Origin of the sequence: Paenibacillus massiliensis subsp. panacisoli DSM 21345 (genome assembly GCF_000426545.1) — a bacterium.
Classification (GTDB): Bacteria; Bacillota; Bacilli; order Paenibacillales; family Paenibacillaceae; genus Paenibacillus; species Paenibacillus panacisoli.
Window position 1 is genome coordinate 576,596 of the sequence record NZ_KE384534.1, and the last position, 16,068, is coordinate 592,663.

The following is a 16,068-nucleotide window of genomic DNA, read 5'->3' on the forward strand; positions in this document are numbered from 1 at the left end:
GCAGTTCTTTTTTTTATGTAATAAGTAGAAAAAAGAAAGGATGGATGCTATGTTCAAGTTAAAGAAAACCTTTGTAGTAGTACCACTGATCCTTAGTCTTATGGGATCAACTATTCTAGCCGCCACTTCTACGCCAGCTTCAAACAAATTTGTTCAATTGGAGTATGGAGATACAGGGAAGAGGTTGCTAGGATACATTCCCGCTTTAAATGAAACTGTAGAACGGGACTGGGAATTATCAAGGTGGGATGGGATATACAGGTTCTCAGACGGGAAGGAACGAAAGGTTTTAAATTATGATGTGTTTAATGTGAAGAAAGAGCAGAGCGATCCAAACTTTGACAAGGAGAATGGTTTTGGACTTGTCTATAAAAGTCAAGATGCACTAGGTGAACTGTTCGATTCTATATGGTCAGGACAGACGATCTCAGAAAAACAACGCCAATATTTCAAATCCAAATTTGCAGCTAACGCAGATGATCCTGATTTAAAAAGGGGTCATCTTTTCTATTATCAGATTGAAAGTAAGGCAGACTTTCTCCGAACCTCCGGCATCGTCCAACGCATGGGTGTTCAGTTTGAAGAGACCCGTAAGATCGACGAAGATAAGCGACAGGCCGTGTACTCCGTCACCAAATGGCCTGAGATGCAGGTTACGCTTGGAACCGATTTGTCCGTGAATTTCACAGCTCATGGTATTTTGAACAGTATGCGTCAGGTAGATGTATTCGCATTGCCAAAGGGTGCTTTCCCAGATATGAGTAAGCGAGTGAAAGTCACTTCTATTACAACCGATAGTGCTATTTATACTAATACTGCGAAGATTGCAGCTAATGACATTTCAAAGGTCCTGGGGAAAGATGTGGACATTGTTCTAGACGATGGCTACGGCAGGACGGAGATTAAGAGTGTGACACTGCCGGAAGATTTAAAGATTGACTATATTCCGACGAAGCTGACGCTGACTGAAAACGGGCAGCTCTGGGTGAAGTACAGGTATACGGGGGACAACATCATCATGACTGACTATGTAAATGAACGTGGTATGCCAATGCTGGCTGAGGTCAATATCACAGGCCCTGAGAGTAGTTCTCCTAAGTTAGCTTCTATGAACACCAATCTGCCTGCTGAACTGAAGAATGACATGGAACTGAATTACATGCTGGGCAAAGTGGATGTGGGCAGTAAGCCGGGAACGTACCGTATCAAAGTCGTTACAACGATTAATAATCCAAACCATGGAGATCGAGGGCTTGAGGCTCCAACGGAAGCCTATCGCAATAATACAATTGAAGATGAATGGACAATTGAAGTGAATGACCTAATAGCTGAATCTATTACGGCCAGCCCCGATTCACTTGTAGTAGGAGAACACTCGACGGTGACGGCTAAGGTGAAAAATGAAGGTGATAAGGCAGTTTCGAATGTGCTGATTCGTTTCACGGAGAATGGCAAGAAGGTGATCTACGAAACACGTAAGAACCTGCCCGCGAATACATCTGTATCCGTAGGAGGCTTTCAATGGACGAGCACTTCGGGCATTCACATGCTGACTGTGGAGGTTGATCCGAAAGAGGAACAGGATGATATCAATCGAGACAACAATATAGCTGATACCAGTTGTAGCATCATCAAGCCAGGAGAGCAGGAAACTGGCAAGTGTGAGAATTCGGATGTTACTGAGGAGTGGGATACAACGTACAGAGTAAAAGTCGGAACTGAGAGGGATGACAACGGAAGAAAGAAAACTATATGGGAGGATGAGACTGTTCAATATAGTGAAAGATTAACGATTAACGCTGAGATCAATACGAAGCAGGGGATTCCAACGCAGCCTAGAGATGGCACGACTGCTGGCAGAGAGAGTAGAGGAAGTTGGGAGATCATCCCATGGGCTAAGGAACAGAAGTTGAATCCGAATGAAGTGACCCGTGCAGGTTACGGAGTTGAGTTCAAAGTTAAGACGAATTACATCACTGATTGGGAAACGAAAGTGCCGTCAAAAGCAACTAAAAAAGGTGGTACGTTAAAGGGTCCAGACGAAGTGTTTGTGTGGGTATGGGATTCACGAAGTAAGTTCGTGACAACACTTTCGCTGGAGAAGACAAGCGGAAATGATCGGTCTGCAACGTGGGAGCTGCCGGAGACATTTTTTGAGACGAGTAGTGGTCCGTATCATTCATACTATGAACGAAAGTATTATACTGATAAGGCAGCTCCTGATGGAGAATTTACCTTCGTGATTGTAGCGAAGGGAGCCGGACGAAACAACATCAGCGCGTGCATTACAAAGAAGATGACTATTTTTGGCTCAATGTATGATGATTCTCAAGCTGTTCGGGATACATCAGTATTTACCAATAATTAGTGGTCACTCGTTAACTAACTAATTGATTAGAAAGCATGTAGGGTTTAATAAAGACAGAAAGAGGAGCCGTGTTACTAACACGGCTCCTCGGTACAATAGTCTTGTAAGAACGGTCTATTTATTTGTTAAGCTTGGTATCGAAATCATCATCTCCAAGGAATTTATACTCGTGATCAATATGTTTCAACAGATACATAATTGTCATAAATGTAAAAAATGATCCTAGCGTTGCTCCAAAAATAACATAGAGAATTACATTAATAAAAAGAAAAATGGATACTCGTATAGGATTGAATGTTTTTTTAACTGCTAGCTTCATCCTTTTATTTACATCTTCCATCAATTCATCGTCTCCTACGTTTATGCTGAGAAGATTATACCATAATTATGCAAGCCTGTAGTTCTCCAGATAGGAGAGTTACGGGCTTTTTCTAATTTATAGATCGAACAAAGGGGGGGGAGGAGACTGGGTGATCTACTTACATGGGGCCCGATGCTGATTATGCTCGGGATTGCTACGTACACTGATCTAAGATGGCGTATTATACCAGACAGATTGCTCATGGTGGGATTGGCCTATTTCCTTGTGCTGAGGTTTCTATATGCTGATCAGCCTTACTACAACTATGTAATAGGGATTGTAGCAGGTGCTAATGTACTGTATTTACTTGCATTAATTCGTCCAGGTGCCTTCGGTGGTGGGGATATTAAACTGATGGCAGTAATCGGTGCAGCATTGGGCTGGCAAGGATCTCTTATTTTCTTATGGCTTGTGTTAGGAACGGTTGGATTGTTTGTGATATATAAATTGCTCCTAAGCAGAATGTTTCTATGGAAGGAAAGGAGACTGGAGATACCACTTGCTCCGTTTTTCCTTTTAGGACATTTTCTATGGGCGGTTTATTTTGACCATTGGGGTTGAGGAGGAAGCCGCCGCTTTATTAAGCTTTCTGGCAGGATAGACTCTATGTATAAATCTGATAATATAGTCTTAGGTAAACATAACTAAGGAGGACTCTCATGGACAACAAGAAAGAAAAGGTCTTTTATGAACGTGGGACAAGTGACCTGCGGGAAAAGAGCTTGCGTGCTCAAAAACTTGTCAGAGCCTTCAATAATTGCGATCCTGAGGATGGGCAAGAGCAAGGGCAATTGATTCGGGAATTGTTCGGTAGTGTTGGCGAAGGAGTAAGCATCGAGCATAACTTTCATTGCGATCTGGGTTATAACATTCATGTTGGCCGCAACTTCTACGCAGGCTACAACTGTACTATACTTGATATGGCAGAAGTCCGAATCGGTGACGACTGCATGATTGCGCCTAATGTCGGGATTTATACTGCAGGTCACTCCATCGATCCGAAAAATAGGAACAAAAGCGGTTATGGTCTGTCGATAACAATTGGTAATCGAGTTTGGATAGGTGGACACTGCGCAATTTTGCCCGGTGTGACAATTGGCGACAATTCGATCATAGCGGCGGGTTCGATAGTGACAAAAGATGTGTCCGCAAATACGATTGTCGCCGGTAATCCGGCCAAGTTACTTAAACATATTGAAGAGGGATAAAATTATTAAGCAGCACGGCTTTAAGCTAACGAGGAACTTTAGTTGAATGACAACAGCTAGTCTAATACTTCATTCTAACCGCACACCTGACATATCATCATCATTGGATCTAGAATGATATGGTTTGTTCGAGCGTTGAATATCGTGAGAAATTTGATCGAGAGATGCTTTAGCTAATTGTAGTTTGTTAGGGCTATTAGTTTGGTTTATTTAATTTGGTTTATTATGTTCTTTTAATCATAGAGGTAGATTAATACTGGCTCTTGCCCAACAGGGTAAGGGCCTTTTTTTGTTTGTACAAGAAGTGAAGGGAGGGAATGTTCCTTGTTAAGTAGAGAAGCAATTTTGAATGCACTGCTTTCGGCAGTTGCCCAGAATGAAAACATGATGTGGATGCTGGCGGCTTTGCGAATGACGGATCGTCCTGTGCAGAAGGAGCAGCTGCGTGATGTGACCAATGCTCTATATAAGCATGTTCATCCTAAAGTGGAACAAGACCAATTGCCGATCCGATCAAGATATTTGCTGGATGAAGCTGCTGCCATGCTTGAGGGAGCTGCATTAGTGAATGTAGCGGAGGTAGCCAAATCTAAGCGATATACTTTATCAGCGCTTGGAGAAGAACTGCTGAATTATAGGCAGGAGCGTAGAAATTTATAAGGGGAGGAAGTTAGACAATGAAGATCAGTTTAAAATATGGCTTCATGGGATTAGGAATGGGAGGAACTTCAATCGCGCACGCCTGTGCTGGTGTGAAATTATCTACTAGGAGTGTACAGCGGCCTTATACGGCTCTGCTGGTTAACAGCAATGAGATGGATCTCTTCAAGTTGCCGGACTATCCGAACATTAAGAAATTGACTTTGCCTGGATATGAGCGAGGTGTAGGCCGGGACATCCAATTAGGACAAGAAGCTTTCAATGTCCATAAAGGAAGTATAGCGGAGACGGTTCAGAGCTATTTCAGCGATAGAGATTATATCTTTATCTCCTGTGGCTTGGGTGGTGGAACAGGAACAGGAGCTGTCATTGAAGCCATCCGTTTGTTGCACTCTATAGGCTTCGCAGGGCACTTTGGTCTTCTGCTTACACTACCACGGCGTAACGAAGGCCGGAAGGTACTGGATAACGCCTTACAACGACTACAAGTGATAAAGAGAGCCATGCAAGGGCTAGGAGCTATTGTGGTGGTAGATAATGAGAAGCTGTTCCAAATGGGGCTGAATCAAAGTCAGAGTGTGGAAGATTTCATGAAATCATGTAATCGTCAAGTGGCTCGGCTCCTGCATGATTTGAACACCGTGACTGCCAGTTATAAGCCATATGGAAGCTATCACTTTGATGCGTCGGAATGGCTGAATATGCTCAAGACGGGTGGCTGTTTACACATTGGTAAATGCATACTGCCTGCTCTGAAAGTTGATCTGACTTCTCCAGTAACTTATATGGAGGCTATCAAGCAAAGCGTGCTGAATGGTGAGCTATCAACGGGGTACGATCTGCAGGATGCAACCAGTAGTGCGGTTAGTATTGTAGCTGACAATTTGACGGCAAAGCGACTGTTTACTCATACCTTTGTGGAACAGATTCAATCTTTTCTACATGGGTGTACACCGATACTGGATGAGAATCCCGTAGCAACTTATGTCGGAGATCAGCAAGGACAGGTGACGATCTACACGGTATTTGCTGGACTCAACTTTCCAGACAGCGTAACCAAGCTCACGGATGAACTAGCAGAGCTGGAGCGCAAAGTTGAAGAACGGAGTCAGAAGACGGATACCATCGCGGTAGCACTGGCTGGATTCAAGTCTCATGTGAAGAAAGAGGATGTGGATTTGGAAGCTCTACTCTCAGAGGAAAAACCATCCTCGGCCCCAAATACTCAGGTTTCGAAAGACCCATTTGATTTTTTAGACCGCCTCTCTAACTGATTCGCTTCATTAAAAGTAATGTGCGGCAAATAGCAGGTATGTATTAATGGAGATTTTTGTGAGTTTATAGATAAGTGATGCACATAGAACATACTTAGAAAATGGGAGTGAAGCAGATGTCTATTCTTCCAGAGGAGAATGTGAAGTCATCAGTTAATGAACTGTATAGACAACACTTGAGAATTGAAATGATAGAGGAGTTGTACCGCCAATCGGTAATGATGTCTTATGAACTGGCCAATGAGTTATCAGAACGATTTCATTTACTACCTGATCGAGAAGGAAATAATGTTGATCCAGTGATCTACCCCCCTTGTCATTTTCAGAAGTTCAACATGGAAGGAACTCCTGTATACCAACTTTCTTATCAAGGGATGCTGCCGCTTTACATGAAAGAGAATTCTTCCAAAAAACAAGTTAGAGATTATTATATTCGGGCGACAATGGAAGAAACAATACACCATGAAACACCTGTTATAGATTCCGCGTTCATTTACATTTGTCACTTTTTCCAGAATTCAATAATTCGCGATTTGGATAATCGTAACCGTAGCGTCTTGATTAATGCTCTCCGATATGCTGGCTTTATTAAAGATGACTCATGGAAGGAAATTGAAATAATGGAATCTGGATTTTTGGATTTGGCATGTAGAAATCATGTTCAAGTATTTGTTACGCCTTCTCAAAATGCTTTGAAGTTGATTGGAGATGTGCGTGAAAAGTATGCAAAAGGGCATGATTTTTCGGGTGCGTTTGAACCCGAAAAACACTAGTCCTGAGTTGTACCCGTTATTTTGAAGGGGGGATATCTTTGAATCGTTGATGGAATAAAGGATTGAACCCGATACGGAATTTAGGGACAGAGCGGAAAGGTGGGAAGAGGCTACTGCGAAACGCAGTTGAGCCGGAGACTCTGAGCACCCGTCCATAGCCCAGCGTCAATTAATCCGCAAATAGCCTATCCAATTTCACAAGTCACTAGAAAAGATAGGAAGTAAATTTCCAGCAGAAAAGGAGGAATTACGGGTGCCAAGACAACGAGAGTGGACAGAACGTGACCTGCACATATTGCAGGAGCTGTATGACTTAAGAGAGCTGACGAAGCGGCAAATTGCGACCAAGCATTTTGCCAGTGAGAAGTATGCAAATAAACGATTGTACATTATGAAGAGAGAAGGGTTAATAACCACAAAAGTGTATGGTAACAGAACATCAGGTCAAACGTTAACAGCGGCTTATGTACGTTTAACCGAAGCGGGTATGGATTTGTTAGTAGAGCGTGGGTTATTGGACAGCAAGAATTATCGTGCAAGGGATTTGGGTCTGTCTATTCAACAGAGACAGTATATTACCGATGCGAACGAGCTGTTTGTACAAATACCTGAAGTGTCGTTTATGGATTCGCGTGAAATCAAGAAGAAGTATCATCTCAACCGTGGGAATTTGACCATCGGTGGGTTTAGCAGCAGTGAAGGGGATTATATGATTTTCATACTGATGGCAGATGCGAAGAGCCAAACAATGATTAAGATCATCAACGAGATCAAGAGGCAACTGAAGATGCAGGGTTACCTTATTTATTACAAGAGTGATTCGGTTAAACGAGCTTTTGAATCACTTTGTGTTAAGCAAGGGTTGGTAACAGGCGGTGTTCCAGTTCATTTATTGCCATTTGATAAGCTGGGAGTCGGTATGACGTGGCACTGCATCCTATCAACAAAAGCGTTTTTAAATTTACAAGCTGTGTTGTCTGAGTCCGGGCAGCTAACGAAGGTGAAGGAAGAGAGTAACAAGCACGGATTTCTTTATGGCATGAGAAGAAGTGATGGGCTTCCAAGCCCGTATGTAATTGAATTGCTGACAGGCGATATCATGATTTTGAAACGATGTTTAAAGAATTACAACGTGGATGCTTATCAGAGGGAGGGGCGAAGAGTCCTTCTTTTTTGTTTTGAAGAAGAACTGGATTGGTACAAACAAGAGTTATTAAGTGCAGCACATGTGGATATTGTGGGTATTCCAAAGAGTGCGTTTGAAAGCCATTTTGAAGGAGGTGATGCCGGATAGCTTGAGACTAATCTTGAAGTTACAGAGGGGAGAGCAAATATGTTTACGATAAAAGCTCATTCGTTCGCATCTCTAATTCAGTTGTTATGATTCGATTCATTTGGTTAGTGCTCACCCTTAATGGGTGGGCTTACTTGTATTGGCGTACTCCTGAGTTGTCAACCATTTGGATGTATATTCCGGCAGCTCTGTGCTTCGTAAGCTACTTGTATGGGTGGATACTGGAGCGGAATAACAAGCTCATATATTTCTTTGCCGCCTTGCTATGGACAGGCAATGGCCTAAGTCTAAAGCTAGGAACGTATGTAGCTAGTCAAAAGGACTTTCCGTTCTCAACGGATGGAATGGTACAAAGCGCTCTGATCATGACTATGCTTTTTTCAACGTTCCTTACGTTTAGCAATTATAGATTGGCTCAGAGCCTTCATAATCGCAGAGGGAACGTCAGTAAGCAGCAGCTCGTTCATGTCCGGCCTACAGCAAAAGATTATTTTGAGAAATTCAAAAGGCTGTTTAAACGCAATCAGGAAATTAAGTTGAATTTGGGTGAAGAGATTCCCATGAAGGATTGAGGTGATTTCATGATTCATTGGGGTGGAAGTGATCTGTTTACCCATATGCTTGTGGTTGGACCAACTCGCTGTGGAAAGACGGCGACCCTTCTCAAACCGATCATATATCAACTGCTGTTGATGAAGAAGAAAGGTATTCCGCTTGGACTGTCTGTTGTGGAGCCTAAAGGTGATGTGGCAGCCTTGGTAAATGAGATGTGCGGTGAGATGGGGTTGCCTTGTGTGCATGTTGATCCGCTATTAACGAACAGCGCACGGTTTCCAGTCATGAAAGGTGATGAGGACGATGTGGCTGAAGCTACTGTTACGGTGCTCAAATCCATGTTCGGTAAGCAAGAAGCTTTCTTCGCTACAGTGCAGGAGCTAGCCGGACGGAATATTACCAAGCTGTTGAAACGTCTTTACTTGGATGATGTGAATCTGGGAGATGTACTCCGAGTGATGAGAGATCAGCGGATTTTAGAAGACAAGGTGCAGGAACTGAGAATCAAGGAAGGCGAATCCGATCTGGTACAGTTCTTTCAATCCGAGTTGCTGGGAGCACAGAAAGAGAAGTACCAGCAATTTGTCATTGGTTTACGTGCCCAACTGGAGAATCTGACCTCAAACCGCAATTTGGAGCCGATTCTAACAGGCCAATCCGATTTTGATATGGACAAGCACTTTGCAAACGGCGGGGTCCTAGCCGTAAATACAGCGATGGGCAAATTACGGAAAGCTGGTGATGCTTTCGGGCAGTTTGTCGTGATGCACTTGCAGAGTGGAACATTTCGCAGACCAGGAACAGAAAGCACGCGCATACCGCATTTCATGATCGTGGATGAGTATTCACGCTACATTAACCCGGATGTAGAATTGTTCCTTTCCATAGCAGCGGAATACAAGACCGCCGGGATCTTCGCGATTCAGTCACTCGGGCAGCTTGAAGTTGAATCGGGCAAAATCAATGCGAAGGCCATGAAACAATCCATCATGACGAGCTGCCGTAACAAAGTTTCCTTTGGTGGCCTGTCATATCAAGATGCTCTTGAATTCAGCAGAGAGTTTGGTAAGAAACAAATCATCAGCAGGCAAAGCACATTTAAGCAGCAGATACTGGTTCCGAACCTGTTGCCCGAGAACTACCGAGATACGGAGGTCGAAGAAGACCGTATTTTCTATACACAGATGATGGACGGGCTTCCTAAGTTTCATTATGTGGCGAAGCTGTTGGACGATGGTACACCACTGCCACCGAAGATCGGGAAAGGTGTATTTGTTCCGCAAGACTGGAAAGAGAAGCGAGAGTGGGAGACGCGAAGAAGGATTTGGGCGTTTAAACACGTCTTCAAACGTAAAGTGCAAGAAGGAGTAGTCCAGCCCATTGTCCCTGCAACCGAGGACATGGAAATCTCCTCTGAGCTAATCTTTGTAAGTTCTAGTGTGGAACAAGTAACAGTACCAGATGAGCCAATAAATCAGATCACAGAGTCAGTACCTGTGGTAATCCAGCATGAAGATGATCCTTTTGAGTAACATCCTCACTGTCATTCAGTGAGGTTATTTATATTGACTACATTCAAAAATATGGAGGGTTTACACATGAGCAAAGAATTGAAAAACGTATTGATTGAAGGCTACCAAGAAGAGAAGTTGGAGCGGAATAGCTACGATGAAGGGTGGGCACAAATTTATAGTGCTAAGCAAAATAATCTCATTTTGCAAGCTGATATGATTGGGGTTGAAGTCAAACTGAATAAGCTTTGCGGAGTTGTTCAGGTTGGGGATGTACGCGGTTATATTCCACAAGAGTTTTCTGGCGTGACGGATGCTCATGCATTCCGACGTCTTCTAGGGGAGCCAGTCGCTTTCAAAATCGTAACGTATGACCGCGATGGAGAAACGTTTATCGCTTCTCGGCAAGCAGCGATTGAACATATGGAATCGGCCACGTGGAAGTGGCTGGAGCAAGGCGCAGTTATTACCGCTGTTGTGCGTTCTGTTCAGGCTAAGTCACTATCAGTAGATATTGGTGGGATTGAAGTAGATCTTCCTGTAAAGGAATTCTCCTATGGCTGGACGGAGGATATGCGGGATGTAACGGAAATTGGCGATCACTTCAAGGTTAAGGTGTTAAAGCTGGACAAGGAACAGAAGAAAATCGAAATTAGCAAAAAGGCGTTGGATAAAAGTCCTTGGCCCGATTGCAGCAAGCGGTACAGCAACAAGGGTGAATATATTGGGACCGTATCTGGAGTCGTAGAGTATGGAGTGTTTGTAAATCTGGATCGTGGTGTTGATGTGCTTGTTCGACATATGCCATTCAACAAAGTGAAACGAGGGGATAAGGTTTTTGTTCGAATTATCAATGTGGACTTGAAAAATCAGCAAATGTTTGGACACATTACTCGGAAGCGTTAAAGGGAGGAAGTAGGATGGAAAACAACCAAGGGGATCGGGTCACCCGGTCTCCTTTTTCCATAACACATGACTGGTCGTATGTTCCGACTGTTTTGCCAGAGCCTATTTCTGCTGGCTATGCTCCAATCAGGCTTCCAATGGAAGAGGTAGGGCTCCAAGCGATTGGGCATATCGGATGTATCGGAAGTGTACAGATGAGCCGGCTATTTCATTGGAAACGTCATCAGGTACGACGGATGCTAGCTGAACACAAGCTGGTTCAACATGAGCTAAAGAAGAACAAGAACAGCATTCCGATTTTTACGTTAGGTCCTCGAAGTATACAGCTTTTCAAGGTCGATCAGTCCGTAAATAGCTGGAGGAACTGGAGCATTGCATCGGTATTATCTAAACTTGTCTTTTTTCAGTTTTGTTGTGCGCTGCATGATAAACAAAAGGGCTTTCAAATTCTTCCGACAGCACCGCCATTCACTGGAAAAGTACAGATGGGAGAGCATCTGAGGTATGTTCTTGTATTGCGTGGTCAAATGGATAGAGTCGAGTTGGAAAGGGAGCTTCGACTACGCAGGCAGCCTATGATTATTCTTGCGGAAAAGCTGGAAGACGTTAACCCATTTAATGATGTACTGTCCTCAGCTCACCTACTACTAGATCAGGACTTGCGTGAGGATTACAGGTTTCTACGTCAGCAAGCTGGAATTTGGCAGCGATCCTAAGCTGAAAGAAAATGAGAACAGACGCTTGTATAGAAAAAGAACGTGTGCTAGAATAAAAGTGTAATTTTTTTCTATCCCTAAACTCCCTTTATGCAGGAGACAAGGGTTTCACCCGACGCTTGGACTTTGATCTTCACAAAGTTATATAAAGCAGGGACCTTGTACCGAAAGGACAAGCAAGTGCACTACCTCAACCTATACCTTCGTTCCAAATGAAGATGGAAATGAAGAGAGGCAAAAAAATAGGCTAAAAGGCGAAAGCCACCAAGATTCCGAAACTCTCATTTGCTGGAGGTAAGGAATAAAGAGTACCGAGAGGCTCTGTGAAAAGCAGTTGTATGCGCGTGCGATTTTGAATGTGTTGTTTATAAGCCGATTTTTGCATAGAGATTCCATGTAGAAATCGGCTTTTTTGCGTTTCTAAAAAACTGAGAGGTGATGAACTATGAAAAATTGGCTGAAGAGGTTGTTTGTTAAGCAGGAAAACGGGTGTCAAGTTTCCCTTCTTGATGAGGAAAAGCAGAAGGAGTGGAGTGAAATGAAAGAACGTTGGATAGCTTCTCGGAATGATACAGCACAAAAGACGCTTGCTTCATTAGAAGGTACTGAGTCTTTTGAACGTATCCTTCCCGTTCTGGAAGAAACCTTATCATTGTTGGATGATGCTTATGCTGGTGCCAATGGATTGTTGAAAAAAGAAGTGTTTCTGATTTGGTACTCCTTAGATGGATTGGTCACCAAATACTCCAATAAAGTCGAAAATTCGAATCAGAATCAATCCAATAACCCCTGACTAAAACGCGTATCCGTAAGAACTGGATAGGCGTTTTCATTTTACCTTCTATGCAGGTACAAATGCATAGAGCGTTCAAAAGTGAACGTAGAGGGAGAAAAATTATGGAGAATAACATGGATTTGGCTATCTTAGAAAAAGTCATTGTACATGGAGATTTGTCAGTGTTGACCCCTCAAGAGAGGTATGTTTATTATACCAAGGTGTGTGAGGATCTTGGACTCAACCCACTGACTCGCCCATTTGATTATCTTGAACTCAAAAATGGAAAAGAAAAGAAAATGTTTCTTTATGCTAAAAAAGAATGCACGGATCAACTCAGACGAAATTACAAAATAACAGTCGATATTGTCTCCGTTAACGAAACCTCCGAAGAGTTATGGATGATGGCTAGGGCGACGATGCCCGATGGCAGAACTGATACTTCGATAGGTTCAGTGCCTTTACTAAAAGAAGAAACGGTCTGGAATAAGCAGGAACAACGTTACGTTTCTACAGGAAAAATAGTTCCATTGGGCTTCAGAGAAAGAAGCAATGCTCGTATGGCATGCGAAACAAAGGCGAAGCGTCGTGTAACATTATCCATTGTCGGCCTGGGCATGTTGGATGAGAGTGAAATCAGTAGTATTGAGGGTGCTGAAACTTTGCCTGCTGAGATTAGGGAGGATACTGAAAGCAAACCGCTTCAGGAAAAACCGAAGTCACCAACTCAACCTTCAAAGTCAAATAAGGCAGGGAAATCAGTCAATAAGCCATCGACTGCTTCACAACAAACGGAGCAGACTCCTAAAGTTGGAACAGCCAGCGATACTTACAAATTACTAGACTATGCCACAGGAACCTCACCAGGGGGAGTAGTATTTGCCAAGCTACTAGTAGCCAATATGTCTACTGGGGAACAGTGTATTATGATTGCAAACACTCCCGAGACAATTGAGCAAACTAATGCGCTCTCAAACAACTCACAATTCAAAATCAATTTTGAATTGTTAAATGGATTCAATATTGTGGAATCTGTTGCGATTGTGGGTGAAGCTGCATGAGTAAATTGACTGCTACGTTTACAGACGGGAACGCATTGATTTGCGCGTTCCCTTCCAGTAGACAAAATGGCGTTTATCTCGTTAAAGCCGAACCTCACTTCAATGACATTATCATTACCCATGACTGCCCTGCATGCCATTATGGACACAAGCAATGTAAACATGTCCAGATGGCTGTGGAAGCCTATGAGCGCTGGCAATGGTGGGAGCCTAAAAAGAAGATTCACACCGTAACCCGGAAAATTGTTCTTTCCCCGGATTGGGAGCAAATACAGCTTCCACCCAACTCGAAGGATAGGATACGGGCTATGATAGACCATGCTTCCTGACATTGTAAGTATTGCAGAGAAGCATGGGTTGTCTATTAATCCGTATTCTAGATCAAGAGAAGAAGTGACGTGCAAATGTCCATTTTGTCATGAGGACTCGAAGCCAGGAAAAAAGCGAAGATACTACCTCTCTCTAAACAGCAAAGATCAGGTGTTTAAATGCTGGTATTGCAAAGAGAGCGGAGGTGTTTTTCGCTTTATTTCGCTTTTAGAAGATGTCACTGAAGATCAGGTTCGGCAGCGATATCGAAAAAGAAAGGTCATTCATCCTGCTGAACGGCTCAGCCAGAGTCAACGTAGATGCTTGAGACAATCTACGGGTGGCAAAGAGCCGAATTGGTCCAAGATGAGGGAACGTGATTTTGCTTACTACAAACGTTCTCTTGATCTACTCTGGCAGCAATGGAATGAGTTCTTGGAACGAGAGCAGCAGGAAGCTTACTCTTGGCTGATCATTGGAATTCAGAGTTTTAATTATCAAAAATACATTGAACGAATCCGGCAAAGAGAGCGTGAGATAGAGTCTTCACTCCTGGAACATGCACTCCAAGTCTATTCTTGTGCAACTCGTCCCCAGTGGGCAGAGGATATCGAGAGATTTGTTCATCGTTTAAAATCTGTAAGTCCTGAACCTGTAGAGGCAGGCGTGAATATGGAGGAAAAAGCATGAGCTTGAACCAAGTGGTATTGATCGGAAGACTTACGAAGGACCCAGAACTGCGCTACACTCCTTCGGGCGTGGCAGTGGCTCAATTTAATTTGGCTGTGGACCGTCCGTATCCGAACCAAGCTGGGGAGAAGGAAGCAGACTTTATTCCAATCGTCGTATGGAAAGCCATTGCTGAAAATGTGGCCAACTATGTGAAAAAAGGACATCAAGTCGCTGTCACAGGTAGGATTCAGGTTCGGAATTATGAGAACAATGAAGGGCGTCGTGTCTATGTTACAGAGGTCATCGGGCAGAATGTTCAGTTTTTGACTTCTAATCAAAGTGAGTCAGGACAGCGATCTTCTGGAGGACAGGCTTCTGGCAACAGTACAAACCGAAATGGTCAGGTTAACAATCGCCAGTCTAATTCCAATCAAGGAACCAGTGGTCAAGACAGTGGTTGGGATATCAATGATGATGACTTGCCATTCTGAAAATGTTGTATTCCTACTCTCGACTCTCCCTGTATGAAACTTGCTCCTATCGTTTTTACCAGAAATACATTCTGGGGAAATCAGAGCCGGTTACAAAACCCCTGGCACTCGGTAAAGCGGTTCACAAGGCTATTGAGTTAAAAATACAGGGAGCTGCGGTTGAAGATGCCATTACATCAGCAATTATTGAATCGGATTTTCATCCAGAAGTGACTCATGAAGAGATTAGCTCGTTGACACAACGTGCACCTCAAGTCAGCGGACAAACGGAAGTTCATTTTGTGCTTCCGCTGGGATCTGGAATTCAGATTCAAGGTTACGTTGATCTGCTTCAAGAGGTCCAATTTTGGGATTGGAAATCAAACTGGAAACCGTACCAAGCGAATGACACAAGGCAGCTTGCTTTATATGCTTGGGCCATCATGGAAATGAGAGAACTCCAGCGTATCAAGGGCACACTGTTTTTTCTACGCTTCAGGAAGGCAGAGTCGTTTGTATATACTCACTCTGAAACGAATGAAGCTAGAGAATGGGCGCTTCGATTAGCTGAAGAGATAGAAATGAAGAAGTCATGCCAGGAATCATTCCCGGAAATGGCTTCTTCTTTATTTTTCCCTACACCGGGAAGTCACTGTAGGCATTGTCCATTCGTGCTGGAGTGCATTAAAAATTGAGAGGATGTTAAATATGACAACTACACTTCACCAACTGACTGAGGATCAGGCTATTCAGCTTGCATTGGAGATTGAAAGAGCTGAGGCAGCCTTAAAGCAAATGAAAGTGAATTTGAAAGCCTATGTTGATGAAAAAGGACCGCTTCAAGCAGGAGATCAAGTTTGGAACAACTATGGCACTATTTCTTGGGGATTCGGAGCAGACAGTTTGAAAGAGCTGGCTGTTGCAATCACTGCAGAAGGTAAGAATGCTTGGGAGTTCCTTACTTTGCCAGCAGCTTCGCTCAAGAAACTGGGATGGGACGATGATTCTTTGGCTCAATACGGCACATTGAAAGAATCGAAGAGGTTTGGTTCTCGCAAAGCCTGATTCATAGGTGTTAATCATGGAGGATATTGTTGAGATACATTACTGAAAAGTATGATGAGTGAGCGGATCTGGCGGTTATATAGTACCGAC

At 43.4% G+C, this 16,068-nt stretch carries 17 protein-coding genes; all 17 read left to right on the top strand.

The window, feature by feature from the left end; genetic code table 11:
* The first annotated feature begins 49 nt into the window (after positions 1 to 49).
* The 17 genes from K331_RS0125115 (at position 50) to K331_RS0125205 (ending at position 15,978) form a co-directional block, all read left to right on the top strand.
* Positions 50 to 2,368, top strand: a complete 2,319-nt coding sequence (locus K331_RS0125115; protein WP_028592407.1) for a CARDB domain-containing protein — start codon at positions 50 to 52, stop codon at positions 2,366 to 2,368.
* A 493-nt stretch (positions 2,369 to 2,861) separates the two neighbouring features.
* The gene (locus K331_RS0125125) at positions 2,862 to 3,290 is read left to right on the top strand and encodes a prepilin peptidase (protein ID WP_028592409.1); all 429 of its coding nucleotides are present in this window, start codon (positions 2,862 to 2,864) and stop codon (positions 3,288 to 3,290) included.
* 98 nt (positions 3,291 to 3,388) lie between these two features.
* On the top strand, positions 3,389 to 3,937 hold the full coding sequence (locus K331_RS0125130; protein WP_028592410.1) for a sugar O-acetyltransferase: 549 nt from the start codon (positions 3,389 to 3,391) through the stop codon (positions 3,935 to 3,937).
* A gap of 324 nt (positions 3,938 to 4,261) precedes the next feature.
* Positions 4,262 to 4,597, top strand: coding sequence for a hypothetical protein (locus K331_RS0125135; protein WP_028592411.1), 336 nt, complete (start codon positions 4,262 to 4,264; stop codon positions 4,595 to 4,597).
* 17 nt (positions 4,598 to 4,614) lie between these two features.
* Positions 4,615 to 5,871, top strand: coding sequence for an FtsZ/tubulin family protein (locus K331_RS30520; RefSeq protein ID WP_051290023.1), 1,257 nt, complete (start codon positions 4,615 to 4,617; stop codon positions 5,869 to 5,871).
* A gap of 116 nt (positions 5,872 to 5,987) precedes the next feature.
* The gene (locus K331_RS0125145) at positions 5,988 to 6,644 is read left to right on the top strand and encodes a hypothetical protein (protein WP_028592412.1); all 657 of its coding nucleotides are present in this window, start codon (positions 5,988 to 5,990) and stop codon (positions 6,642 to 6,644) included.
* A 253-nt stretch (positions 6,645 to 6,897) separates the two neighbouring features.
* Positions 6,898 to 7,938 (top strand): replication-relaxation family protein, encoded by a 1,041-nt coding sequence (locus K331_RS0125150; protein ID WP_028592413.1) that lies wholly within the window; start codon positions 6,898 to 6,900, stop codon positions 7,936 to 7,938.
* A 134-nt stretch (positions 7,939 to 8,072) separates the two neighbouring features.
* Positions 8,073 to 8,510 carry a hypothetical protein gene (locus K331_RS0125155; RefSeq protein WP_028592414.1) on the top strand — a complete coding sequence of 146 codons (438 nt, stop codon included), beginning with the start codon at positions 8,073 to 8,075 and terminating at the stop codon, positions 8,508 to 8,510.
* A 9-nt stretch (positions 8,511 to 8,519) separates the two neighbouring features.
* A complete protein-coding gene (locus tag K331_RS30525; RefSeq protein ID WP_084165568.1) occupies positions 8,520 to 10,025 on the top strand; it encodes a type IV secretory system conjugative DNA transfer family protein in 1,506 nt (501 codons plus the stop codon).
* Positions 10,026 to 10,091: 66 nt separating this feature from the next.
* Positions 10,092 to 10,910 (top strand): S1 RNA-binding domain-containing protein, encoded by an 819-nt coding sequence (locus K331_RS0125165; RefSeq protein ID WP_226383684.1) that lies wholly within the window; start codon positions 10,092 to 10,094, stop codon positions 10,908 to 10,910.
* Between the two features lie 14 nt (positions 10,911 to 10,924).
* On the top strand, positions 10,925 to 11,626 hold the full coding sequence (locus K331_RS0125170; protein WP_028592416.1) for a hypothetical protein: 702 nt from the start codon (positions 10,925 to 10,927) through the stop codon (positions 11,624 to 11,626).
* Between the two features lie 445 nt (positions 11,627 to 12,071).
* On the top strand, positions 12,072 to 12,419 hold the full coding sequence (locus tag K331_RS0125175; protein ID WP_028592417.1) for a hypothetical protein: 348 nt from the start codon (positions 12,072 to 12,074) through the stop codon (positions 12,417 to 12,419).
* Positions 12,420 to 12,523: 104 nt separating this feature from the next.
* The gene (locus K331_RS31220) at positions 12,524 to 13,462 is read left to right on the top strand and encodes a hypothetical protein (protein WP_051290024.1); all 939 of its coding nucleotides are present in this window, start codon (positions 12,524 to 12,526) and stop codon (positions 13,460 to 13,462) included.
* A 318-nt stretch (positions 13,463 to 13,780) separates the two neighbouring features.
* Positions 13,781 to 14,461, top strand: a complete 681-nt coding sequence (locus K331_RS0125190) for a hypothetical protein (protein ID WP_028592419.1) — start codon at positions 13,781 to 13,783, stop codon at positions 14,459 to 14,461.
* Complete coding sequence (ssb, locus tag K331_RS0125195; RefSeq protein ID WP_036635744.1) at positions 14,458 to 14,934, top strand: single-stranded DNA-binding protein; 477 nt, start codon at positions 14,458 to 14,460, stop codon at positions 14,932 to 14,934. Before K331_RS0125190 ends, ssb begins: the two co-directional genes overlap by 4 nt.
* Before the next feature lie 2 nt (positions 14,935 to 14,936).
* On the top strand, positions 14,937 to 15,608 hold the full coding sequence (locus K331_RS0125200) for a PD-(D/E)XK nuclease family protein (RefSeq protein ID WP_028592421.1): 672 nt from the start codon (positions 14,937 to 14,939) through the stop codon (positions 15,606 to 15,608).
* A gap of 13 nt (positions 15,609 to 15,621) precedes the next feature.
* Positions 15,622 to 15,978, top strand: a complete 357-nt coding sequence (locus tag K331_RS0125205) for a hypothetical protein (RefSeq protein WP_226383685.1) — start codon at positions 15,622 to 15,624, stop codon at positions 15,976 to 15,978.
* Positions 15,979 to 16,068: the final 90 nt, after the last annotated feature.

What these genes read in the sequence shown, in the direction of transcription:
- K331_RS30520 (WP_051290023.1), top strand. Translation starts at nt 4,615, where the DNA reads ATGAAGATCAGTTTAAAATATGGCTTCATGGGATTAGGAATGGGAGGA.
- K331_RS0125205 (WP_226383685.1), top strand. Translation starts at nt 15,622, where the DNA reads ATGACAACTACACTTCACCAACTGACTGAGGATCAGGCTATTCAGCTT.
- K331_RS0125115 (WP_028592407.1), top strand. Translation starts at nt 50, where the DNA reads ATGTTCAAGTTAAAGAAAACCTTTGTAGTAGTACCACTGATCCTTAGT.
- K331_RS0125175 (WP_028592417.1), top strand. Translation starts at nt 12,072, where the DNA reads ATGAAAAATTGGCTGAAGAGGTTGTTTGTTAAGCAGGAAAACGGGTGT.
- K331_RS30525 (WP_084165568.1), top strand. Translation starts at nt 8,520, where the DNA reads ATGATTCATTGGGGTGGAAGTGATCTGTTTACCCATATGCTTGTGGTT.
- ssb (WP_036635744.1), top strand. Translation starts at nt 14,458, where the DNA reads ATGAGCTTGAACCAAGTGGTATTGATCGGAAGACTTACGAAGGACCCA.
- K331_RS0125145 (WP_028592412.1), top strand. Translation starts at nt 5,988, where the DNA reads ATGTCTATTCTTCCAGAGGAGAATGTGAAGTCATCAGTTAATGAACTG.
- K331_RS0125200 (WP_028592421.1), top strand. Translation starts at nt 14,937, where the DNA reads ATGTTGTATTCCTACTCTCGACTCTCCCTGTATGAAACTTGCTCCTAT.
- K331_RS0125190 (WP_028592419.1), top strand. Translation starts at nt 13,781, where the DNA reads ATGCTTCCTGACATTGTAAGTATTGCAGAGAAGCATGGGTTGTCTATT.
- K331_RS0125125 (WP_028592409.1), top strand. Translation starts at nt 2,862, where the DNA reads ATGCTGATTATGCTCGGGATTGCTACGTACACTGATCTAAGATGGCGT.
- K331_RS0125130 (WP_028592410.1), top strand. Translation starts at nt 3,389, where the DNA reads ATGGACAACAAGAAAGAAAAGGTCTTTTATGAACGTGGGACAAGTGAC.
- K331_RS0125165 (WP_226383684.1), top strand. Translation starts at nt 10,092, where the DNA reads ATGAGCAAAGAATTGAAAAACGTATTGATTGAAGGCTACCAAGAAGAG.
- K331_RS0125170 (WP_028592416.1), top strand. Translation starts at nt 10,925, where the DNA reads ATGGAAAACAACCAAGGGGATCGGGTCACCCGGTCTCCTTTTTCCATA.
- K331_RS31220 (WP_051290024.1), top strand. Translation starts at nt 12,524, where the DNA reads ATGGAGAATAACATGGATTTGGCTATCTTAGAAAAAGTCATTGTACAT.